The sequence below is a fragment of the Trueperella bernardiae genome, assembly GCF_001469025.1.
In the GTDB taxonomy this organism is placed as follows: Bacteria; Actinomycetota; Actinomycetes; order Actinomycetales; family Actinomycetaceae; genus Trueperella; species Trueperella bernardiae.
The window spans coordinates 81,352-103,632 of sequence record NZ_LNIZ01000007.1; the positions used below are offsets into that span (position 1 = coordinate 81,352).

Below are 22,281 nucleotides of genomic sequence, written 5' to 3' on the forward strand. Positions count from 1 at the left end.
TTTTGGCGGCATCGATCGCACAGGTAGTGTTACTTGCAGGCCCCCATAGCCCAACGGCAGAGGCAGTCGACTTAAAATCGATTCAGTGTCGGTTCGAATCCGACTGGGGGTACTGCCGCGTCTAGATGTCCCGTTTCTTGAAGGCGGTGAGCGTGCCGACGACACCGACCACCGCGTATCCCACAAAAATGGCGAGCGCCACCCAGCGGCCCGTGATGAGGTCCCCAAGCGGTTGGTCGCTGATGGCCACCGAGCCGAGCGCGCTCGGGATCAGCTGGGAGACGGTCTTGCGGAAGAACTCCTGCGGGATGATCTGGACCAGGTCAATGAGGTACATGAAGCCGATCATGATGGAGATCGCGCCGGCCGTGGAGCGCACGAGGTAGCCCATCGCGGTAGAGAGCACGCCGATCGAGACCATGATGATGCAGAAGATCGAGTAGGCCGCGATGGCCTCCCCGCCCGGATTGAACCCGTCCTTGAGGATCCTGGTGAGCGTGTACCCGATGGCGATGAGGGTGGCGCTCAGCAGGAGAGAGACGATCGTGACCGCCGTCAGCTTGGCCGTGAACGAGCGCCCCCGGCGCGGGTCCGCAAGCACGGTGGTCCGCATCGTGTTGTGCGAGTACTCGCTGGTGACGGCAACGGTGCCAATGACGATGAAAAAGATGGTCATCGACGGCCAGCCGGCCGTTACAACCAGCGGATCGGCCTCCACGTACTCGGAGCTGGCCAGCATCCACATGATGAGCCCATAGAGGATGATGCCGATCGCGGCGGTCACCTGAATCGAGCGAGTGTTGAGCTTCATCAGCTCCGAGTGCAGGGAGCGCCCAAACGTGGGACGGTAGGAATCGGCGAAACGGCCAGAAAACATGGTCATCTTAGGCCTCCCAGGTGGTGTGCGCGGGCGGGGCGGGCGGCGTCGGCGGAACTGGGCCAGGCGGCGTCGGGGACATCGGCGCGAAACCGGAGGAGGGACCGCGCGCGGAGCTGAACTGCACCTGGTCGGAGGTCAGCTCCATGAAGACGTCTTCGAGGGTGGAGTGGATCTCGGTCAGCTCGTGGATCTCCACGTTGTGCTGATAGAGGTAGTGGCCCACCTGCTCGCGCCGGAGCCCGGGGAGTTCGAAGGAGCCGCGGGGGCTGGAGTGGCTCGGGGCGACGTCGTAAACCTGCCACCCCGCCTGGGTAAGCAGGCCGCGGATCGTGGCCATGTCCGGGCCGGAGACCCGCACGCGCGCGCCCCGATCCGACTCGGTGAACTTGGAGATCGGGCCGGAGTCGATGAGGCGGCCGCGGCCGATAATGACCAGATCGTCCGCCGTGAGCGCCATTTCGCTCATAAGGTGGGAGGAGACGAGGACGCTGCGGCCCTCCGCGGCAAGCGACCGCATGGTGGAGCGGACCCAGCGCACGCCGTCGGGGTCAAGACCGTTGACCGGTTCGTCGAGGATAAGCACCTGCGGGTCGCCAAGCAGGGCTGTTGCGATGCCGAGGCGCTGGCCCATGCCGAGCGAGAAACCCTTGATTTTCTTGCCCGCCACGGATTCGAGGCCGGTGAAGCCAATGACCTCGTCGACGCGCTCGTGGGGGAATCCATGCGTTTTCGCCACGACCCGCAGATGCTGCCTGGCCGTTCGTCCGGGGTGAAACGCCTTCCCGTCCAAGAGCGCGCCGACCGCGGTGAGCGGGGAGGCGAGGTTGCGATACTCGGTGCCCCCGATCATTGCCCGGCCCGACGTGGGGCGGTCAAGTCCGACAATGCAGCGCATCGTGGTGGATTTACCCGAGCCATTCGGCCCGAGGAACCCGGTCACGGCGCCGGGGCGCACGGAGAACGACAGGTTGTCAACCGCGCGCGTCTTGCCGTAGTCCTTCGTCAGGTTCTCGACGGTGATCATCTGGTCCTCCCTGCGGCCCGCCTGCGGTGCCGACTCCTTTAGCGTATGAGTCCACTATCCCCGATTTCGTCATACCGCGGACGGATCATCCACAGTTTTTCACGACGCACGGCGGGGCGGGCGGCGTCGTGCGCGCGTTCTACAGCGCGGACTCGCGCTATGGACGGCAGCGGGCCGGGGCGTTTCTCTTTGGGGAGAAAAGAGCGCGGGAGTATTGCCCTTAGTTACGCCATGGTTAGTATGGGATGTGGATGGCCGTAGCGACGGCCCTAATAAAAGGAGGCTCCCGTGAGCAATCCGATTACGACACGTAATCCCTACTTCTCGACCCAGCAGGTCCGGCCGAACCAGTTCGACCAGACCGCCTACGGCGACCAGTACGCCTACGGCACTCCGAACGCCCAGCAGGCGGCGTACGGCCAGGCGCAAGGCGAGGTCGCCGGGAACGGCGCGTTTGCCACCGAGCGCATGACGTACAACGACGCGCTGAACAAGGTGGCCGTGCTCCTCGGCATCGCCGTTATTTCGGGTGTGGCGACCGCCGTGCTCCTCCCGCCGGCCATGTGGATGTCGGTGGCGGTGGTTTCGGTGATCGGCGCGTTCGTGGTCGGCCTGATCTTAGCGTTCCAGAAGATGGTCAAGCCCGGCCTGGCGATCGCGTACGCGGTGCTCGAGGGCGTGGCGCTCGGCGCGCTGACCGCCGCCTTCGAAATCTTCGTGCCGGGCATCGCGATCCAGACCATCCTGGCCACCGCGATCATCGTCGGTGTGACACTGGCATTGCACTACTCGGGCGCGGTGCGCACCACCCCGAAGGGCCGAAAGATCGTCATCACGGTGGCGCTCGGCTACCTCATCTTCTCGCTGGTCAACCTGGTACTGATGTGGACGGGCGTGCTGGATCAGGCGTGGGGCGTGCGCGGGTACGAGGTCGCGGGTATCCCGCTGGGCGTGATCCTGGGCGCCGGCATGATCCTCATCGCCGCTTACATGCTGATCGGCGACTTCGAGGACATCAACACCGCGATCGTCAACGGTGCGCCCCGCGAGTTCTCGTGGACGGTGGGCATCGCGATCGTCATGACGATCCTGTGGATCTACATCGAGGTTCTCCGCCTCATCGCGATCCTCTCGGACCGCTAAAGCCAACAGATTAGGGGGCTGGCCTGCGGGTCGGCCCCAGCGGGGCGCCGATGTTGGCACTCGCCGCGGCCGCCGCGCTGTGGGGAATGACCTGGCTGCTCTATCGCCGGTTGCCGATGAGCCGGGGTTAGGACACCGAAAGCAAGCCTGGCTCCAAGAAACAAGTGGGCCGGCCCCGCGTCGGGGCCGGCCCACCTCAGTTCACGGCGTCTAAATCACTCCATCGAGCAACTTGGTGTGATCGCCGAACCGGTGATTTGTGGCGGCAACCGCCTGCTCAAGGAAGAACGGGCGCAGTTCCACCCGACCATTGCCCGTGACGGGCTCAGCGTAAATCGCCACGTCCACCGAGCCACCCACGGCTTCGGCCACCGCGCGGGCGTCGTCGCCGACGTAGCGGATCTTGTGCGCGCCAGACTTGGGCAGGTCGGAGAGCCACTGGGCGGGCGATGCCACGCTGACCGTGGCGCCCGCGGCGCGGAAGGCCTGGGCCACGGTGTCGCGCAGGTCGTCGCCCACGCTCAGCTCCACCGACGTCTTGCCCGTGAGCGCGCCGGCCACCATCGGGGCGACCTTCCACCACTGCTCCGGATCCTCCAGGCGCACCATCACCGACGTGGGCCGGTAGCGGAACACGTTCTTCTCAACGCCCAGCGCCGACACGTCGCGCGCCGACAGGTAGTGTTCCTTGAGTGCCGCCTCCACGCTACGCAGCGCGGCACGGTACTGGCCGGCGTCGTCCTTCGGCAGCTTGTCGGCCAGGGCGTCGAACTCGCCCAGGGTGGGGTAGGACAGCGTCGCGAACGACTCCGGCACCGCCACCTCCACCGGCTCCGCGTGCGACATGCCGATGAGGTGGTTGGGGCCGCCCGCCTTCGAACCAGTGCCCACCTGCGAGCGCTTCCAGCCGCCGAACGGCTGACGACGCACGATCGCGCCCGTCGTGCCACGGTTAACGTAGACGTTGCCCGCCTCCACCTTCGACAGCCACAGCTTGATCTCGTCCGGGTCGAGCGAGTGCAGGCCGGCCGTGAGACCGAACTCCACCGCGTTCTGCAGCCGGATCGCTTCCTCCAGGGTCTCGGCGCGCATGATGCCCAACACCGGGCCGAAATACTCGGTCATGTGAGCGTCCTGGCCGGGGGTGACGCCGTCGCGAATACCGGGCGACCAGAGGCGGCCCGAATCGTCCAGTTGGCGCGGCTTAAGCAGCCACGTCTGGCCCGGCTCCAGCTCGGTCAGGCCGCGCTTGAGCTTGCCGGCCGCCGGCTCAATGATCGGGCCCATCTCCGCCGACGGGTTGGTCGGCCAGTCCACCACTAGCGACTCTGCCGCGTCGACCACCTGGTTAATGAAGCGCTCCGACTTGCCCATCGCCCCCACAAGGATCGCAATCGACGCCGCCGAACACTTCTGGCCCGCGTGCCCGAACGCGGACTGGACCAGGTCTTTCGCCGCGAGGTCGATGTCGGCCTGCGGGGTGACGATAATGGCGTTCTTGCCCGAGGTCTCGGCAAAGACCGCCAGGTCCGGCTCCCAGGAGCGGAACAGCTTCGCAGTCTCGATCGAGCCGGTCAAAATCACCTGGTCCGAGCCGGTGACGAGCGCCTCGCCCACCTCGGCCATCTCATCCGGGTGGATATCGACCAGACGCAGGGCTTCCTTCGGCACCCCGGCATCCCACAGGGCTTGGGCGATGACGGCGCCACAGCGGCGAGCCTGCTCGGCCGGCTTGAAGACGACGACCGAGCCGGTGGCCAAAGGCGCCAGCGCCGAGCCAGCCGGGATCGCCAGCGGGAAATTCCACGGCGGGATCGCGGCGGTGACGGGCGCGGGGGAGAAGCGCACGCCCTCCAGCTCGTCCAGCTCCTCGGCCAGATCCGCGTAGTAGTTAGCAAAGTCGATCGCCTCGGAGACCTCTACGTCAGCCTCGCCCACGATCTTCCCACACTCCGAGGCGGCCACCTCGATCAGCTCCGCGCGGCGCTCACCAAGCACCTGCCCAGCCCGGCGCAAGATCTTTGCGCGCTCGGCTCCGCTGAGCCCGGCCCACTCCGGAGCGGCCTTACGTGCCTCGACCACGATCTGCTCCATCTCGGCAACCGTGCGCACCCGCGCGTCGTCGGCGCCCTTCACGCCCAGCTCCGAATCGCCCATCTTCGCAAAAATCTGGTTCGCCCACTCGATATTGGCGGGAAGCGACGGGTCCGAATCCGGGGTGTTACGGAATGAGGTCAGCAGATCGACGTCGTCGGTCAGCCTGTTCTGGTGCCGGTTCGGCCCGAAGGAAAGCGTGGGCACCTCGTTGAGCGGGCCCATGGCCTCCGCCAGGTCCGCCTCCGGGAACGCGGCCACGACGCCGGTGGCGAAGCGATTGCGCTCGCGGGCGAAGACGGAGTCGTTATCAGCGATCTCGAAAACGCCGGACATGAAGTTTTCGTGTGCCGCGGACTCCTCGAGGCGGCGGACGAGGTAGGAGATGGCGACGTCGTAGTTCGCCGGATCCACCACGGGCACGTAGTACAGGATCCGGCCCACGTCCTCGCGGATGGCGAGCGCCTGGTTGGTGGCCATGCCCTTGAGCATCTCCACCTCGAAGCCCTCCGTGACTCCGCGCGCCTTGGCGAGGTTGAGGCCAAAGCCGAGGGTGAAGAGGTTCTGGCCGGCGATGCCCAGGTTGACGTTCGAAATGTGCTCCGGGCGCAACGCGTACTCGAGGATGCGCATGTAGTTCGCGTCCGTGGCGGCCTTCGACGGCTGGACGGCAAGCGGCCAGCCGTGCATGAGCGCGTCCACCTGCTCCATCGGCAGGTTCGCGCCCTTGACCAGGCGCACCTTCACCGGCGCGCCCCCGTCCGCCACGCGCTGGGCGGCCCACTCCTGCAAACGCTCCATCGCGGGCAGGGCGTCGGGCAGGTAGGCCTGCAACACGATGCCGGCGCGCAGGTTCTTAAACTCCTCGCGGTCGAGGATACCGGTGAAGACGTCGATGGTGAGGTGGAGGTCGTGGTACTCCTCCATGTCCAAATTGACGAACTTGCCACCTTTGTTCGCCACCCGGTACAGCGGTAGCAACGCCTCAATCGCCTGGTCCACCGCCTTCTGGTAGCCCCACGGGTTGTGAACGCCGAGCACCGAGGAGACCTTGATCGACACGTAGTCCACGAAGTCGTACTCGAGCAGCTCCGTGACCGCCGCCAGGCGACGCGCCGCCTCCTTGCGCCCCAGCACGGCCTCGCCCAGCAGGTTGAGGTTGAGGCGCGAACCGTCGGCCCGCAGCTTCTTCACCGCCGGGCCGAGCTTCTTCGGCGTCGTGTCCAGCACAAGGTTACCCACCAGCATGCGGAACACGCGGAAAGCCGCTTCCGTGATGAACGTGGGGGAGGCCGGGGCCAGCACGCCACCCACCTTTGCGGGAAGTGACAGGTAGGCGGGCAGGAAGCTGGCCGGCTTCTTCGCCAGCTTGTTGAGGTTGGCTGCCCGGGTCTTCGGATCCTCGGGGCGGATCACGCCGTCGACGAATTGCACCGTGAAGTCGAGCCCGCCCTCACCCTTGAGGACCTGGGACAGCAACTTGCCCGCGCGATCCTCGGGGAAGGAGGCCGAACGCTTGGCCCAAGTCTTCGCCTGGTCAATAGCTGCGTGTGCCACCTGAGAAAAATCGACGTCATTCTTGACTGTTGCCACTGATTATCTCCATCTTTGCAGTCGTGGGGCCGACGAGGGCCAGGTGCCCTCATTGTAAATCGGCAACGGGATCCTAGCTACCGAAATAGTGGTCATTTTTCGGAATTCTCTTTACATCGAAATTTTTTCGGGTATTGTCACTTTCAATCGCCTGTGTTGCATGGCGCACATGCAACCGGCACACCTACCAGCACAAGGGAGAAATTGATGAGCGATACCGCATGGCAGATCCTCACGATGATCTTGTACTTCCTCCTCATGATCGGTATCGGACTGTGGTCCTACCGCAAGACCTCCGATGTCGACGACTACATGCTCGGCGGACGCCAGCTCAACCCAGCGGTTGCTGCCCTGTCCGCCGGCGCCTCCGACATGTCCGGCTGGCTCCTCATGGGCCTGCCCGGCGCGCTCTACCTGTCCGGAGTTTTCGAATTCTGGATCGCGATTGGCCTGACGGCCGGCGCCTGGCTGAACTGGAAGTTCGTGGCCCCGCGCCTGCGCTCCTACACCGAGGTATCGAACAACTCGATCACCGTCCCGTCCTTCCTTGACTCGCGCCTGCGCGATTCCACGCACAGCCTGCGCATCGTGTCGGGCTTCATCATCCTGTTCTACTTCACGTTCTACGTCTCCTCCGGCATGGTGGCCGGTGGCACTTTCTTCGAGGGCGCGTTCGGCGTGGACTACAAGCTGGGCATGATTATCATCGCCGCAATCACGGTGTTCTACACGCTGGTGGGCGGCTTCCTAGCGGTGTCCTACACCGACGCCGTCCAGGGCACCATCATGCTCCTCGCCCTCGTGCTGGTCCCCGTGGCCGGCGTCATCTATGTGGGCGGCTTCGACATCGTCCTCGACACCACGCGCTCGATCGACCCGGAACTGCTCAACCCGCTGAAGAACGTGACCGCGATCGGCCTCATCTCGGCCGTCGCCTGGGGTTTGGGATATGTGGGTCAGCCCCACATTATCGTCCGCTTCATGGCGTTGCGTAGCCCGAAGGAGGCCCTCGCGGCCCGCCGCATCGGCATCGGCTGGATGCTGCTCGTCGTGTTCGGCGCGCTCTTCACGGCGCTCGTGGGCGTGGCCATCTTCAAGCACGACGAGTCGCTGCTCGCCAACCCTGAGCAGGTCTTCATCGTGCTCGGCCAGCTCCTCTTCCACCCGATGATCGCCGGCTTCATGCTCGCCGCCATCCTCGCGGCCATCATGTCCACGATCTCCTCCCAGCTGCTGGTCAGCTCCTCCGCCCTCATCGAGGACGTCTACATGACGTTCACCAACCACAAGCTTTCGGCCAAGAAGGGCGTCATGCTCTCCCGCATCGCGGTGGCCGGCATCGCGGTGCTCGCCGGCGGCCTCGCCCTCAACCCGAACGGCACGATCCTCAAGCTTGTGGCCTTCGCCTGGGCCGGCTTCGGCGCCTCCTTCGGCCCCACCATCATCCTCAGCCTCTACTGGCGTAAGCTCACCGGCTTCGGCGCGCTGGCCGGCATGATCATGGGCGCCGTAACTGTGGCGGTGTGGGGCAACCTCGACGGCGGCCTGCTCGACCTGTACGAGATCGTGCCCGGCTTCATCGTCAACCTGGTTGTCACCTACATCATATCGTCGCTGACCTACCGTCCGAACACCATCATCGACAAGGAATTCGACACGGCGGTCCAGCTGTCGAAGGACTGGTCGAACCACGAGGCGCTCGCGGCCGAGGTCCGCCAGATCGTGGCGAACAACCCCGACGGCTACAAGCCGCGCTCGGCCACCCTCGTGGCCGACGACGGCAGCGAGGTCGAACTGCCCAAGTAAGCGCACACGCGCGTTAGCTCAAGGGGTGTGGCCCCGGCGAAACCGCCAGGGCCACACCCCTTTGTCCAAAAGTTTTCAAAAGCGGCGGGGGCGCGCTCGCCCCGCGCCGATCAGTTGTCGTGAAGTGTGTTGAAGTTGAACGCCGAATCCTGGATGCCTTTGATGTCCACCACGAATACCAGGACATCATCACCTTTGATGCCGGCGCGCGCGTTGCCCTGCGGACCGTAGCCCTTGAACGGGGGCACGCAGATGAGCAGACGCGATCCGACCTGCTTGCCCACGATCGCCTCGTCCCAGCCCTCGATCACCATGCCCACGCCGATCGGGAAAACGGCCTCGCCCTCACGGTAATACGAGGAGTCAAAAATCGGGCCGTCCCAGATCTGGCCGTGGTAGTCGACCTCGATCTCGTCACCCGCATGCACGACGCGGCCGGTGCCCTCCTCCAAGACCTTGACGCGCAGGCCCTTCGGCGCCTGCGCGCCCTCGGGGAACGTGAGCTCGGGGGTCTGGCCGAACGAGCCCGACACTTCAGGGTAGATGATGTCCATGACAGCCTTTCAACAGTAAACAGAGCCGAGCCCAGTCTACCGTGTCGGTGCCCCGGGCAAGGCCCACAGCCCCTCGTGCCCCGATCCCCTAGAGCCCGGCCAGCGGCCCGGCGCCCGGCATCGGGCAGGCCATCCCCGTCTTGGTGTGGCACCGGTAGCCGTTCGGCACCTTGATGAGGTATTGCTGGTGGTCTTCCTCGGCGGAGAAGTAGCCCGTGGTATCCGCGGCGTCCACAATCTCCGTCACGATCGGGCTTTGGCCCGCATCACCCAGCACGCGGTCGTAAGCGGCACGCGAGTCGAGGGCGAGGCGCGACTGCTCGGGCGTCGTCGTGAAAATCGCCGAACGATACTGGGTGCCCACGTCGTTACCTTGGGCGTTGAGCGAGGTCGGGTCGTGGCACTCCCAGAACGTCTTGAGAATGAGCGGCAGCGCCTCCGCGCCAGAATAGACCACGCGGACGGTTTCGGTATGCCCGGTGAGCCCGGTGCAGACCTCACCGTACGTGGGGTTGGGCGTGAAGCCGCCCATGAAGCCCACCGATGTGGTGACCACGCCGGGCAGGTCCCACATGATCTCCTCCACGCCCCAGTAGCAGCCGGCGGCGAGGAATATTTCGAACTGGCCGTGGGCCGCGGGCGCGAGGATATCCGTGCCTAGCTTCAGGTGCCGGGCGGGGTTGACCAGGATCGGCTCGGCCCGCCCGGGCAGCGCGGCCTCGGGCGACACCATCGTGGGGGTGGGGCGGCGAATGAACACTAGTTGGCCTCGATCGACAGGATATCGACAGTGAATTCCTTGCCGTTCGGTGCGATGTAGGAGGTGGAATCGCCCACCTTCAGGCCCATGATCGCCTCGCCCAGCGGCGCGGATTCGGGATAGACGTCCACGTCCACCCAGTCCTGCGCCTGGCGGGCGCCGAGGAGAAAGCGCTTCTCCTTGCCGTTGACAGTGGCCGTGATGATGAGGCCCGGGGCGACCACGCCGGTATCCTTCGAGCCCTCGCCCACCTCAGCATGCTCGAGGAGGTAGGTCAGCTCCTGGATGCGGCCCTCCATTTTGGACTGCTCCTCGCGCGCGGCATGGTAGCCGCCGTTCTCGCGCAGGTCGCCCTCCGAGCGGGCCGCCTCGATGCGCTGGGCGATTTCGGCGCGGCCGGTGGTCTTCATTTCCTCCAGCTCAGCGGACAGGCGATCGAACGACTCCTTCGACAGCCACGTGGTCTCAGCCATGAGGTTCCTCCTTATAGTGCGAGCGCTCCTGCGCGCCCCACGGCAACAAAAACATGCCCGCCATTTCGGGCATGTATCTGGCGAGAATAACACCAAGAACGTGCCAGCTTCAAGGGGCCGCGGACGTGTTTCCTCAGGGCGGAGAACCCCGCGCGCGGGCGTGTGAGAAAGTGGTTTGCGCTCGGCCCTGCTCTTGACGTTGCTCTATACTCTGCCGTGGTAACTATTGACGAGGAGGAACTGTGGCAGAACGCAGACTGATGGCAGTCCACGCCCACCCGGACGACGAATCGTCCAAGGGGGCCGGCACGATGGCCAAGTACGCCAAGCATGGCAGGGTCCGCGTCGTCACGTGTACTGGCGGCGAGCGCGGCGACATCCTCAACCCGCGCCTTTTCAACGACGCCGACCTGGCGGCCAACCTCCCGGCCGCGCGTCGCGAGGAGATGGCCCGCGCTGCCGAGGCGCTCGGGATCGAGCACGTGTGGCTGGGCTTCATCGACTCCGGCCTGCCCGAAGGTGATCCGCTCCCGGCCTTGGACCCGGGGTGCTTTGCGATGGCGCCGCTCGACGTCGTCGTTGGCGCGCTCGTCCGGCAGATCCGCGAGTTCAAACCGCAGGTGCTGCTGACCTACAACGAGAACGGCGGCTACCCGCACCCGGACCATATCCGCACGCACGTCGCCTCGATCATGGCGGTTGCCGCCGCCCACGATCCCCAGGCCTACCCTGAGGCAGGCGAGCCGTGGCAGGTGTCGAAGGTGTATTACGACGTCATGTTTAACAGGCCGCGCATCGAGGCCTTCGATTCGGCCCTGCGCGCCGCGGGTCAGGACAGCCCGTTCGAGGGGTGGCTCGCGCGCGACACGGTGGCGCTCCAGCCCTCCGCCCGCGTCGACGTGGCCGACTTCTTCCCCCAGCGCGACGCCGCCCTGCTGGCCCACGCCAGCCAGATCGACCCCGACGGCTTCTTCTTCGCGATGCCCCGCGAGCTGGAGGCCAAGATCTGGCCGTGGGAAGAGTACGTGCTGGCGCTCACGACGGTCGGGCACGCGGCCGGCGTCGAGACCGACCTGTTCGAGCGGGTGCCGGGCGTGGAGCTGGTCGAGTAACGGCCCGGCGGAATTTAAGAAAACTGGACGATTCTGGGGCGATCTTCGTATATGAGCGGATGACCCCAAAATCGTCCAGTTTGTTTCAATCGGCGCCCCTACACGAAGAGCGCCAGCCACACGGCCACCGAGTGGCACGTGTAGCCGATCACGGTGCCCGTGTGGAAGAACTCGTGGAAGCCGAACCACTTGGGCCACGGGTTCGGCCAGCGTAGCGCGTACATCACGGCGCCGATCGTGTAGGCCACGCCGCCGGCGATGAGGAGGACCACGATCGCCGCACCGCCCGTGCGCCAGAAGCTGGGCAGGAACCAGATCGCCACCCAGCCGAGGGCCACGTAGAGCGCCACAAGGAACCAGCGCGGAGCGTGCAACTTGAACACGTGGATGAGCGTGCCGACGATCGCTCCGCTCCACACGATCCCGAGCACGAGCGCGGCAGTCTTGGTGGGAAGCAGCACCACGGATAGCGGGGTGTAGGTGCCGGCGATGAGGAGGAAGATGTTGGCGTGATCGATGCGCCGCAGGATGGCGTGGACCTTCTCGCCCCAGTTTCCCAGGTGGTACAGGCCCGAATTGCCGAAGAGGAGGACGGCCGACAGGGCGAAGACCACGCACGCCAGGGTTGCGGCCGTGCCGGAGGCGAAGATGATGAGGAGGATGCCGTTGGCAAGAGCCAGGGGAGCGGTGATGGCGTGAATCCACCCGCGCACCTTCGGCTTGGGCAGGGCCGAATAGTAGGCCTTGCGCTCGGCGCGCGAGGAGGGCGCCTGTTCGACCGGGGGCACCGGAGTGGCGGGCCCGATGTCGCTGCCCGCGGGATTTGCTTGATCGATCATATCTTTACCCTAATCCTCGCACCGGGCGGAACAAAGGGTGAAGGGAATGCAGTGGCAGACCCTCGCGGCGGGAGTGCGGCTAAACTGGGAAATGTATACCGGTGGAAGGAAAGGTTGGCCCATGCGCGTCCCCGATTTTCTTTACTCGCTCTACGAGCGCCGCCTCGCGCGCGAAATCGACCCGGAGCGCCGGCCCTGCCACGTGGGCATCATCCTGGATGGCAACAGGCGCTGGGCCAAGCAGCTGGGCTCGTCGGCGTCGGCGGGGCACCGCAAGGGCGCCGACCACGTGAGCGAGGTGCTGGACTGGTGCGCGGAGGCCGGAATCCAGATCGTCACCCTGTGGATGCTGTCCACCGATAATCTCAAGCGCTCGCCCGACGAGCTCGCCCCGCTCATGGCGATCATCGCCGAGACCGTGGAAACCCTCGGCGGGCGCTGGAAGATCCGCATCATCGGCGACCTGAAGCTGGTGCCCGAGGAGTTTGCTGCCCGCCTGCGCGCCACCGAGGAACGCACCGCGGGCTCGTCGGGGATGACAGTCAACATCGCCGTCGGCTATGGCGGGCGTCACGAGATCACCGACGCCGTGCGCACCTACCTGCGTGAACGTGCCAAGGAAGGCGCCACGCTCGAGCAGGTGGCCGACGAGATCAACATCAGCACCTTCACCGAGCACATGTACACCAAGGGCCAGCCAGACCCGGACCTCATTATTCGCACCTCCGGCGAACAGCGCATGAGCGGCTTCATGCTGTGGCAAACCGTCCACACCGAGCTCTACTTCTGCGAGGCCTACTGGCCCGAATTCCGCCGCACAGACCTCCTGCGCGCTCTGCGCGACTATGCCGCCCGCGAGCGGCGCATGGGCAAGTAGCTATAGGAGGTTTGCCACGACGTCGTTGAGCTCGGCCCGCGTAGGCGGGTTGGCCCCCGCACGCGACACCGTGATGCCGGCCGCGCGCGAGGCGTACTCGCCCACGGACTTCAGCATCTGGGAGGAGATCGAGGTCAGACGCGCACGGTCCTCGCCGAGTACGGAGATCCGGGCGAGGGAGTCGATGAGCGCGGCCATCATGGCATCCCCGGCGCCCACCGTGTCCACCACCTCTACCTGCGGGGCCGGGATGTGGACCGAGGTGGTGGGGGTGAAGAAGCGCGAGCCGTTCGGCCCGTCGGTGATCGCCACAAACTTCACCCCACGCTCGAACAGGTGGCTGACGAACGCCGCCGGGTCGACGTCGGGACCATAGAGCATCGCCAGGTCGTCGGTGGAGGCCTTGACGATGTCAATGTAGGGCAGCATCGCCTCCATGTCCGCCACGATCGACGCCGACGAGCCGAGGATCGACAGGCGCACGTTCGGGTCATAGGAGACGGTCGAATACGAGCTCAATAGCTCGATCCAGCGGCGCACCGTGTCCGAGCCCGGGCGCAGGTGGGCGCCGATCGAGCCGATGTGAACGTGGAGCGGCGGGTGAGCGAGCAAGGCGGCGCGCTTTTCGCCGGCCGCCGGCGGGTCCACGTACGCCGAGTGCACGTCAAAGCGGTAGGTCGCATGCCCGTGCTCGTCAAGGGACGCCATCGCGATCGACGTCGCGTCCGTGTCCACCGCCCCCGGCATGAGCGTGACGCCGGCGCTTTCCACGTAGTCGCGGATCGTATCGCCATCAAAATCATCACCAAAACGGGTGAGGAGCGTGACCCGGCGTCCCAGGCGCGCCAGGCCCACGGCCACGTTCATCGGGGAACCGCCCGGGTGGCGCGTGGTCTCAGTCGGGCCGCGCTTGACGACGTCGATGAGGGACTCACCGATCACAAGGCAGCTCATCACTCCTCCTCTTCCGGGACGGAGCTGGCAGGGGAAGAAGCGGCGGCGGTCTGGGCGGCGCGGAGGCGCTCGCGGGCGCCGTCGAGCCACGCCTCGCAACGCCGGGCCAGCGCCTCACCCAGCTCCCACATCGTGAGGGCCTCCTCGAGGGGGATGTTGCCCTGTTCGAGGCGCGTGACGATCTCGACCAGCCGCGAACGGGCATCTTCGTAACTGAGCTCGGCTACCTTCTCATCGAGCTCCTGCGGGCGCGGGGCCTTTGCCATGATCATCCCTTCGTGACGTGGTCGATCGTCATGTCGAGGGTGCCGTCATGGAGCGTTGCGCGAGCCGCGGCACCTACGGCGACGCCGGCCACGCTGCCCACGAGTCCATCCTCGGTTCTAATGACAGCGTAGCCCCTCTTCAGCGTCGACAGTGGGGACAAGGTCCGCAGTCTGCCGAGCTCGGCCTCGAGCGCGGTGACGTGAGAGTCGAGGATCCGGCGGATGTGGACGTGGGACCATTCGCGCAGGTTGGCAAGGTCTTCGGCACGGTTGTCCACCATCGCCTCGGGGTGGGTGAGGGAGGGGCGGGCGCGGAGCGTGGCCAGTTCGCTCAAGGCCAAGTCAAGCAGGTGGTCCACCGCGATCCGGCCCCGGCGGACGGTGGTCGTCAGCCCCTGGCGCTCCTCACCCACATCGGGCACGATATTCTTCGCCGCATCCGTGGGAGTGGAGGCGCGGAAGTCAGCCACGAAGTCGAGCACAGGAGAGTCCGGCTCATGCCCGATTGCGGAGACGATCGGAGTGGTGGCGGAGAAAGCTGCCCGGACCAGCCGCTCGTCGGAAAACGGGAATAGATCCTCCACGGAGCCGCCTCCGCGGGCGAGGACGATGACGTCGACGTCGTCGATCGCGTCCAACTCCTGGAGCGCGGGGATCATCGCATCGACGGCGCCCGCGCCCTGCACTTGCACCTCGCGGATCTCGAAGCGCGCCGCAGCCCAGCGGCGCTGGACGTTCTCGACGACGTCGTGCATCGCCTGCGTGTTACGCCCGCAGATGAGGCCAATCTTGCGCGGAAGGAAGGGCAGGGGCTTCTTCTTCGCCGGGTCGAATAGGCCTTCGGCCGCGAGCTTGACTTTAAGCTGCTCGATGCGGGCCAGGAGGTCGCCGACGCCGACCGTGCGGATCTCGTCCACCTGCAACGACAGGGAACCGTTGCCCGTCCAAAAGTCAGGCTTGGCGGCAATGATGACGCGCGAGCCCTCGCTGATCGTGGGCGGTAAATTGTGCGACCAGATCTTGCACGTGATCGTCATCTTCTCTTCGAGGTCGGCAAGCGTAAAGAACTGGACCCGGGCGTTCGCGCGGCGATTGAGCTGGATGACTTCCCCCTCCACCCATAGACGCGACATCTTCGCCACGTACTCACCAATCTTCGCTGACAGCAGGCGCAACGGCCATGGGTGCTCGGGGCTGGTGAGATGGGCCAGCTGGGGAAGGTCGTCCGGGACTTTGATGCTCACGTGAACAGCCTACCGGTTGGGCGAGCGCGATTGCCGGGACTGGGCGCACGGTGAGGGGCGGCGGCCTGGCGGGGGCCGCGCGTCGTGGGGAAGGTGGGCGGCGTCGTCGTGCGCGCGGGCGGGCGGAACGGCGGCAATGCCGATAGGATTGCGGCGTGAATGAGATCAAGGAGCTTCCCGTCACCCTGGCCGGCGCGTCGGCCTTCCCGCAGGACATCCCGTCCGAGCCGAGCCCGGAGGGCAAGCGGATCCTGGTGGCGAGCCCGCGCGGCTATTGCGCCGGCGTGGATCGGGCGGTGGACGCGGTGGAGAAGGCGCTCGAGCTGTACGGGGCGCCGGTGTACGTGCGCAAGGAGATCGTGCACAACAAGTTCGTGGTGGAGACGCTCACGGCGCGCGGCGCGATCTTTGTGGATGAGACCGACGAGGTGCCAGAAGGCGCGCGCGTTGTCTTTTCTGCGCACGGCGTCTCGCCCGAGGTGCACAGGCAGGCCGAGAGCCGCCAGCTGCAGACCATCGACGCCACCTGCCCGCTCGTGACCAAAGTGCACAAGCAGGCTGTCCGTTTTGCCGACGACGACTACGACATCCTCCTCATCGGCCACACCGGGCATGAGGAAGTGGAGGGCACGTACGGCGAGGCGCCCTCCCACATCCAGATCGTCAACGGGATCGAAGACGTGGCGGGGGTGGAGGTGCGCGACCCGGACCGGGTGGCGTGGATCTCGCAGACCACGCTATCGGTGGACGAGACGATGGAGATCGTGCGCGCCCTGCGCGAGCGTTTCCCCAACCTCATCGACCCGCCGAGTGACAACATTTGCTACGCCACGCAGAACCGCCAGGTGGCGGTGAAGAAGATGGCGCCCGAATCTGACGTGGTCATCACCGTGGGCTCGGCGAACTCCTCGAACTCGGTGCGCCTCATGGAGGTGGCGCTCGAGGCCGGGGCCGGCGCTTCTTACCGGGTGGACAAGGCCGACGAGCTCCAGCCCGAGTGGTTCGAGGGCGCGATGACCGTGGGCGTCACCTCGGGTGCGTCCGTGCCGGAGATCCTGGTGCGCGACGTGGTCGAGGCGCTCAAGGCGCGCGGGTACACCGAGGTCATCCCCGTTACCACCGTGCAGGAGGACGTGCAGTTCTCCCTGCCGAAGAACCTGCGCGCCGACCTCAAGGCCGTGGGCGTGGAGCCCGACCGACCGCACCGGGCCCGCAGCGCCGGGGAACGCGGCCGCGTGTCGAACGCGCGGGGGACTGGCAACATCGCCGGCGCCTAGTTCATCTCACGCTCACTCTGGTATCACCCCTCCCTGTGCGACAGCTCGGGGGAGCGGAACTCCACCACCTGAGCGCTCGCATCTCGCACGGGCGGCGGCCCGTCCAGGGCGTGTGGCGCGCTCGGCTGGAGAGAGGACAGCGAGCGCGCCGAGACCAGAAGCCGCGATTCGATGGAACTCACGGCGGCGTTGTAGTGGTTGACCGACTGGCCAATGCTCTTGCCCAGCCGCTCAAGGTGGCTCACCACCACGGAGATACGTTCGACCAACGTGCGCCCGAGTTCCACGATGTCCCGCGCCTCGGCGGATGCCGCCGCCGACGTCCACACCGACGCCACCGTGCGCAGGATCGCCAGCAGTGAGGAGGGCGATGCGAGTACCACGCCCCTGCCCAGGGCGTACTCGAGCAGGGTGGGGTCGGCCTGAGTTGCCTCCGCGAGCAATGCCTCCGAGGGCAGGAACAAGATGGTGACCTGTGGGGACTCCGGGAAGTCACCCGGGTAGTTGCGCTTGATGAGCTCACCAACGTGGGCGCGCAGAGCTTTAGCGTGCTTCTGCAGCAACTCCGCCCGTTCCGGGGCGGCGGCCGGATCGTCGGCCGGGATCTCCATCGCGAGCAGGTAGGAATCCATGGGTGCCTTCGAATCGATGGCCAGGTGCCCATCGCCAGGCAGGTGGATGATCGCGTCCGGCCTGAGCGTGGAGTCCTTGCCCTTCCCGCCCGCGAAGCGCTTGGAGGCAACCTGGATGTCCACGTCCACGTGCTCGAGCATCCCGGCAGCCTCCACGATCCGCCGTAACTGGACCTCGCCCCACTGACCGCGGGCCGTGGTGGAGCGCAACGCCGCGTTGAGGGAGGCCGTGGCCGAGGACAGCTCGGCGCCGATCTGCGCCTCGCGGCGCATGTGCGTAACCATCTCCGAATGCTGGGTGGCCGCCGTCGTCTCCAAGCTACGTACGTGCGCACTCACCCTGTCGAGTTGCTGAGTGATGGGGGAGAGCGCTTGGAGGATATTGGCGTCGTCGCGTGAGCGCTGGATGAGGCCCTCATTCTCCTCCAGGAGCCGCTCTGCGCGGGCGTCGGCCTGCGCCACCCGCGCCCGCAACGCCGCCACTTCTTCGGCGCACTCCGCTGTGGCATTGCCCGCCCGCGCGGATGCCGCCAGCCACCCGAGCGCCGCGCCCAGCGCCGCGGCGAGTGCCACGAATACAACAAATAGAGGTGTCGAGATCATGCCTCCACACTATCGCCGCCCTCCGACAAGTTTTTCTGCCGGGCGTCGTCTTTCTGCCGGGCGTCGTCGCGACGGGAGCTCGTGCCGCGACCGGCCGCCCGTCGTCGTCGGAGAAAGCCTGCCACTTTGGGAAAGAAACGCGCGGCAACTAGACTGGGGCCGTGAGCTTAACAATTGGTATTGCTGGACTGCCCAACGTCGGTAAGTCGACCCTCTTTAACGCCCTGACGCGCGCCAACGTGCTGGCCGCGAACTACCCGTTCGCCACGATTGAGCCGAACGTGGGCGTGGTGCCGCTGCCGGACCCGCGCCTGGAGAAGCTGGCCGAGATCTTCGGCTCGCAGAAGGTCCTGCCGGCTACGGTGTCGTTTGTGGATATCGCGGGGATCGTGCGCGGTGCGTCCGAGGGGGAGGGCCTTGGCAACCAGTTCCTCGCCAACATCCGCGAGGCCGACGCGATCTGCCAGGTCACGCGCGCGTTCGCGGACCCGGACGTCACGCACGTGGACGGCAAGGTGGACCCGAAGTCCGATATCGACACGATCACCACCGAGCTCGTCCTCGCCGACATCCAGACCCTCGAAAAGCAACTCCCGCGCCTACAGAAGGAACTGACCGGCAAGAAAATCGGCCCCGAGCACGTGCAAACCGCCAAGGACGCGCTCGAGATCCTCTACGACGGCAAAACCCTGTCCTCCGCAGGCATCCACCTCGACCAGGACATCCTCAAGTCCTTCCAGCTCATGACCACCAAGCCCTTCATCTACGTCTTCAACACCGACGACGACGGGCTGGCCAACGCCGCTATGCAGGAAGAGCTACGTCAGCTGGTGGCGCCCGCCGAGGCGATCTTCCTCGACGCCAAGTTCGAAGCCGAGCTCATCGAGCTCGAACCGGACGAGGCCCGGGAGTTGCTCGAATCCACCGGCCAGGATGAGTCCGGCCTGGACAAGCTGGCCCGGGTCGGCTTCGACACCCTTGGCCTGCAAACCTACCTCACCGCCGGCCCGAAAGAAGCCCGTGCCTGGACCATCCACAAGGGCTGGACTGCACCGCAGGCCGCCGGCGTCATCCACACCGACTTCGAGCGCGGCTTCATCAAGGCGCAGGTGGTCTCCTACGACGAGCTGGTGGAGTTCGGCTCCATGGCCGAGGCCAGGGCGCATGGGCGCGTGCGCATGGAGGGCAAGGACTACGTGATGGCCGACGGCGACGTCGTGGAGTTCAAGTCAGGACTAACGTCTGGGGGTAAGAAGTGACTTCCCAGCCGTTACTGTTCGACGTTGCAGGCAGCGGTGTCGCCCCGCACAAGCTGCCGACCAACCTCACCACTCGAAATCACGCTGTGCACCGGTGGATGAACTTCACCGCGGGGTACTCCCCGGAGTTTGTGCTTCAGTGCCTGGAGCGGGACGGAGTTTCCGGTGGTTCTGTGTTGGATCCGTTCTCGGGTATGGGGACGACGCTAGTAGCGGCGAACTCGGCAGGGCTAAACGCCGTCGGGTATGACCCCAATCCGCACGCGGCGATGATGTGTCGAGCCAAAACACAGTCGCGATCTCTACGTACCGTCGATCGGATTGAGGAGGTTCTGCGGTCCCTTGAGCCTGTGACTTCGGTCGACGCGCAGTGGAATGAGAGTCAGCTGAAGTTCCTTAGGAAACTGATCGAGCCGGATCAGCTAGGCTACTTGGCCTCAGCTCGCACCTTGGAAGCGGAGCTGGAACCCGACGATCGCCCCCTGTATCGGTTGGTGGTTACTCGGTTACTTGAGAGTGCTAGCGGATCCGCAACGGACGGAATCTACAAGGCTCCAACGTCCAAGAAGCGCGCACGGCCGGTGAAAGAATCCTACCCTCGGGTGCTCCGTGAGCTGCGCGAGGACATTGGAACAATTGACGACGACTGGGGAATCTCAGAAGTGTACGAGTCCTCATCTGAGGTAATGGCAGACATTCCCGCCGATGAGATTTGTCAGGTAATTACGAGTCCACCATATCTAAACAACTTCGACTTCGCGGAAATGACGCGAATGGAAATCTATTTCTGGGGCTACGCCACATCCTGGGGAGATATCACCGCGAAGGTACGAAGCAAGCTTGTCGTGAATACGACAACTGCGCCTACGGAACTTAAGAAAACGCAAGATGTTTGGCGTAATCAGCTGTCGGCCGAAATTGCGGGCGAGTGTTCGAACTACGTCGACGCTTTGGCTGAGGCGAGGGCGGAGAAGGCGAGGAGTAAGGACTACGACCGTCTCGTCTATCCCTACTTCGCTCAGATGCAAAACGTAATAAGGGAGAGTTGCCGAGTCCTCAAACCTGGCGGTGCGATGGACTTGGTTGTTTCAGATGCAGCTCTATACGGCGTGCACATCCACACCGAAGATGTTCTTCGCAGAATCATGCTGGAATCAGGATTCACGGCGGTAGATGTTGTCCGACTTCGCACCAGGGGTGATCGATGGGTTCTTTCAAAAAGAACCGGCTCGAAAGATCCACTCGGTGAATTTCATTTGACCGCCAGGAAGGGCTGACAGCGTGCCAACTGCAAAGGCTGCGAGCCTCTACTCAGTCGCCCGCGAGGAAATGAATCGTCTCATCGAGGTGTATCTCGAAATGGCAGAGATAACCTCGGGCTTTGTAGTGCCCGCGATCGAGGTGCTAGCAACCGAGGATCAGCGACGGATAGTACTCGGTGGTCTAGGCAGCCCACTCAGTGCTGATGAGGAACCTGCCCGCGTCTTGGCTGAGTGGAGTCGGATGCAGGCGGTGCCATTCAGTGCGGAAGAGGCCGTAACGCGTGGAGTCTATGTCGCCTTGGAGGAGGCAGTGGAGGGTCTCCTTACTGATCTCAGTTCAAGGTCTAAGGGGTTTACTGAGTTCTCGGCAGAACTGATCGCCGAAAGCCCCTCGTTTCTGCCTGTATTCCAACGGCTTCTAAATGTTTCGAGTAAGTCTAAATTGAAGGAGTTGGTGGGAAGCGTCAGTGACAGATCGATTTCGAAGCCGGCGTCCCAGCGGATCGCTGACCAATTGAAGATCCGAGCGAGCGCCACCCCTCCTACGGTTAAGCAGTTAAAGGCATCGATGGCGCCCACGCTTGAGGGTATTGTCCGAGACCTTGTCGGTCGGGTTCTTCTAGAGAGCGTTGTTGCCAGAGCATTGGACGGTGCTGGAGTTCCATATAAGCGTGAAGATGAGTACGCGGGTATTGAAGGCGTCGTATACAAGTTTAGAGCGGACTTCGTCATTCCGGATGCGGACTCACCACTGGTTTTTATTGAAGTCCGTAAATCGTCGAGCCGGCATGCCTCGCTGTATGCGAAGGACAAGATGTTCTCCGCAATCAACTGGAAGGGCTATAACAAGAAGCTTATGGCTGTGTTGATCACCGAAGGCCCATGGACAGCGCAGACGCTTCAGGTCATGGCCCGGGTCTTTGACTATGTGGTCCCACTTAACAAGTCGACTGAGGTCGCGGATGTGATTGCCAAGTACTTAGCGGGAGATCAGTCGCAACTGAAGACTCTGATCAACTTCTCCATCCTTCCTGCGGGTGGTTCAGACAGTGATGGCTGAGAGGTGGAGTTCAAGTTCAACGTTTAGGACTCAATCCGGTTTTTCGCCTAGGGCGGCTTCGGGTTTCCGAGGCCGCCTTTTGCGTCCTGCGCTCGCTCAAGGTCTGCATCCGGAACGCGAAGACAGTATCGTTGTGAACCGTTAATAAACTCGTCGATCCCACATAATTACGGATCCAAGACGAGGCTAGCGATGAAATGCCGTTAAGGTGCTCTTTCTCCGGCACCGTGAGTAGGTGATTTTTTTCCCCCCCATACGTAGTCTGAGAGCCTTTTATTTTTTTGGTAGCTCTGAGCTCAACGGGCGCGGTCGAGGCCCAACGTATACACACGGTGCATCTAATAAGTATCCATTTGTTTGGGATACGTTTGTGCGAATATCCTCATGGAAATATATGGTGGGCTTGCCCGCTTGTTGTTGACGGTTTCGTTGTGTAGTTCACGCCGCGAGGTCCAGTCCGGCGTGGAGTTCGTATTCGACCGGGCTTTGGTAGCCGATCGCTGAATGGATTCGTTTGTGGTTATAGAATCCCTCGATCCAGGTGGCAACGCCTTCGTAGACCTCTTCAC

The 22,281-nt window shown here is 64.5% G+C and carries 20 protein-coding genes and 1 tRNA gene; 9 read left to right on the plus strand and 12 right to left on the minus strand.

Features of this window, described 5'->3' with window-relative positions; translation table 11 throughout:
• Window positions 1–39 precede the first annotated feature (39 nt).
• Window positions 40–112: transfer RNA gene (locus tag AQZ59_RS07300), tRNA-Leu, on the plus strand.
• Between the two features lie 9 nt (window positions 113–121).
• Here AQZ59_RS07300 and AQZ59_RS07305 read toward each other — a convergent pair.
• Window positions 122–883: an ABC transporter permease gene (locus AQZ59_RS07305; protein ID WP_062614010.1), complete on the minus strand. Its 762-nt coding sequence runs from the start codon at window positions 881–883 to the stop codon at window positions 122–124.
• Between the two features lies 1 nt (window position 884).
• Window positions 885–1,904, minus strand: a complete 1,020-nt coding sequence (locus AQZ59_RS07310; RefSeq protein WP_062614011.1) for an ABC transporter ATP-binding protein — start codon at window positions 1,902–1,904, stop codon at window positions 885–887.
• Window positions 1,905–2,192: 288 nt separating this feature from the next.
• Here AQZ59_RS07310 and AQZ59_RS07315 point away from each other — a divergent pair, with 288 nt between their 5' ends.
• Window positions 2,193–3,047 (plus strand): Bax inhibitor-1/YccA family protein, encoded by an 855-nt coding sequence (locus tag AQZ59_RS07315; protein ID WP_062614012.1) that lies wholly within the window; start codon window positions 2,193–2,195, stop codon window positions 3,045–3,047.
• A 210-nt stretch (window positions 3,048–3,257) separates the two neighbouring features.
• On the opposite strand, the gene AQZ59_RS07320 is transcribed toward AQZ59_RS07315, so the two are convergent.
• On the minus strand, window positions 3,258–6,734 hold the full coding sequence (locus AQZ59_RS07320; RefSeq protein ID WP_062614013.1) for a proline dehydrogenase family protein: 3,477 nt from the start codon (window positions 6,732–6,734) through the stop codon (window positions 3,258–3,260).
• Window positions 6,735–6,941: 207 nt separating this feature from the next.
• On the opposite strand from AQZ59_RS07320, the gene putP reads away from it, so the two are divergent.
• Window positions 6,942–8,540, plus strand: coding sequence for a sodium/proline symporter PutP (gene putP / locus AQZ59_RS07325; RefSeq protein ID WP_062614014.1), 1,599 nt, complete (start codon window positions 6,942–6,944; stop codon window positions 8,538–8,540).
• A gap of 110 nt (window positions 8,541–8,650) precedes the next feature.
• Here the strand turns inward: putP and AQZ59_RS07330 are convergent, their stop codons facing one another.
• The 3 genes from AQZ59_RS07330 to greA form a co-directional block, all read right to left on the minus strand.
• Entirely contained in the window at window positions 8,651–9,094 is a 444-nt protein-coding gene (locus AQZ59_RS07330; protein ID WP_062614015.1) for an FKBP-type peptidyl-prolyl cis-trans isomerase, read from the minus strand.
• 88 nt (window positions 9,095–9,182) lie between these two features.
• Complete coding sequence (gene msrA, locus AQZ59_RS07335; RefSeq protein WP_062614032.1) at window positions 9,183–9,827, minus strand: peptide-methionine (S)-S-oxide reductase MsrA; 645 nt, start codon at window positions 9,825–9,827, stop codon at window positions 9,183–9,185.
• Window positions 9,828–9,853: 26 nt separating this feature from the next.
• Window positions 9,854–10,327: a transcription elongation factor GreA gene (gene greA, locus AQZ59_RS07340; RefSeq protein ID WP_062614016.1), complete on the minus strand. Its 474-nt coding sequence runs from the start codon at window positions 10,325–10,327 to the stop codon at window positions 9,854–9,856.
• A 242-nt stretch (window positions 10,328–10,569) separates the two neighbouring features.
• Between greA and mca the strand changes: the two genes are divergently transcribed.
• Complete coding sequence (gene mca, locus AQZ59_RS07345; RefSeq protein WP_062614017.1) at window positions 10,570–11,439, plus strand: mycothiol conjugate amidase Mca; 870 nt, start codon at window positions 10,570–10,572, stop codon at window positions 11,437–11,439.
• Window positions 11,440–11,537: 98 nt separating this feature from the next.
• Here mca and trhA read toward each other — a convergent pair whose 3' ends face one another.
• Window positions 11,538–12,278, minus strand: coding sequence for a PAQR family membrane homeostasis protein TrhA (gene trhA, locus AQZ59_RS07350; RefSeq protein WP_082661219.1), 741 nt, complete (start codon window positions 12,276–12,278; stop codon window positions 11,538–11,540).
• A 121-nt stretch (window positions 12,279–12,399) separates the two neighbouring features.
• Between trhA and AQZ59_RS07355 the strand changes: the two genes are divergently transcribed.
• Window positions 12,400–13,155, plus strand: a complete 756-nt coding sequence (locus AQZ59_RS07355) for an isoprenyl transferase (protein ID WP_062614018.1) — start codon at window positions 12,400–12,402, stop codon at window positions 13,153–13,155.
• Here AQZ59_RS07355 and AQZ59_RS07360 read toward each other — a convergent pair whose 3' ends face one another.
• Genes AQZ59_RS07360 through xseA form a run of 3 tightly spaced genes read right to left on the minus strand, consistent with a single transcriptional unit; the run spans window position 13,156 to window position 15,619 of the window.
• The gene (locus AQZ59_RS07360) at window positions 13,156–14,109 is read right to left on the minus strand and encodes a carbohydrate kinase family protein (RefSeq protein ID WP_062614019.1); all 954 of its coding nucleotides are present in this window, start codon (window positions 14,107–14,109) and stop codon (window positions 13,156–13,158) included.
• On the minus strand, window positions 14,109–14,375 hold the full coding sequence (locus AQZ59_RS07365; protein ID WP_062614034.1) for an exodeoxyribonuclease VII small subunit: 267 nt from the start codon (window positions 14,373–14,375) through the stop codon (window positions 14,109–14,111). Before AQZ59_RS07365 ends, AQZ59_RS07360 begins: the two co-directional genes overlap by 1 nt.
• Before the next feature lie 2 nt (window positions 14,376–14,377).
• Window positions 14,378–15,619 (minus strand): exodeoxyribonuclease VII large subunit, encoded by a 1,242-nt coding sequence (xseA, locus tag AQZ59_RS07370; protein WP_062614020.1) that lies wholly within the window; start codon window positions 15,617–15,619, stop codon window positions 14,378–14,380.
• A 215-nt stretch (window positions 15,620–15,834) separates the two neighbouring features.
• On the opposite strand from xseA, the gene AQZ59_RS07375 reads away from it, so the two are divergent.
• Entirely contained in the window at window positions 15,835–16,896 is a 1,062-nt protein-coding gene (locus AQZ59_RS07375) for a 4-hydroxy-3-methylbut-2-enyl diphosphate reductase (RefSeq protein ID WP_236698692.1), read from the plus strand.
• Window positions 16,897–16,919: 23 nt separating this feature from the next.
• Here AQZ59_RS07375 and AQZ59_RS07380 read toward each other — a convergent pair whose 3' ends face one another.
• Entirely contained in the window at window positions 16,920–18,131 is a 1,212-nt protein-coding gene (locus tag AQZ59_RS07380) for a DNA recombination protein RmuC (protein WP_070808061.1), read from the minus strand.
• Window positions 18,132–18,292: 161 nt separating this feature from the next.
• On the opposite strand from AQZ59_RS07380, the gene ychF reads away from it, so the two are divergent.
• From ychF to AQZ59_RS09215, 3 genes are all read left to right on the plus strand, one after another.
• Window positions 18,293–19,390, plus strand: a complete 1,098-nt coding sequence (gene ychF, locus AQZ59_RS07385) for a redox-regulated ATPase YchF (protein ID WP_062614022.1) — start codon at window positions 18,293–18,295, stop codon at window positions 19,388–19,390.
• A 98-nt stretch (window positions 19,391–19,488) separates the two neighbouring features.
• The gene (locus AQZ59_RS09210) at window positions 19,489–20,667 is read left to right on the plus strand and encodes a DNA methyltransferase (RefSeq protein ID WP_148132208.1); all 1,179 of its coding nucleotides are present in this window, start codon (window positions 19,489–19,491) and stop codon (window positions 20,665–20,667) included.
• A 4-nt stretch (window positions 20,668–20,671) separates the two neighbouring features.
• On the plus strand, window positions 20,672–21,712 hold the full coding sequence (locus tag AQZ59_RS09215; protein ID WP_201783172.1) for a hypothetical protein: 1,041 nt from the start codon (window positions 20,672–20,674) through the stop codon (window positions 21,710–21,712).
• Window positions 21,713–22,150: 438 nt separating this feature from the next.
• Here AQZ59_RS09215 and AQZ59_RS09850 read toward each other — a convergent pair.
• Window positions 22,151–22,281, minus strand: a 131-nt coding sequence (locus tag AQZ59_RS09850; RefSeq protein ID WP_330218614.1) for an IS3 family transposase, incomplete at its 5' end; no start/stop codon positions are given.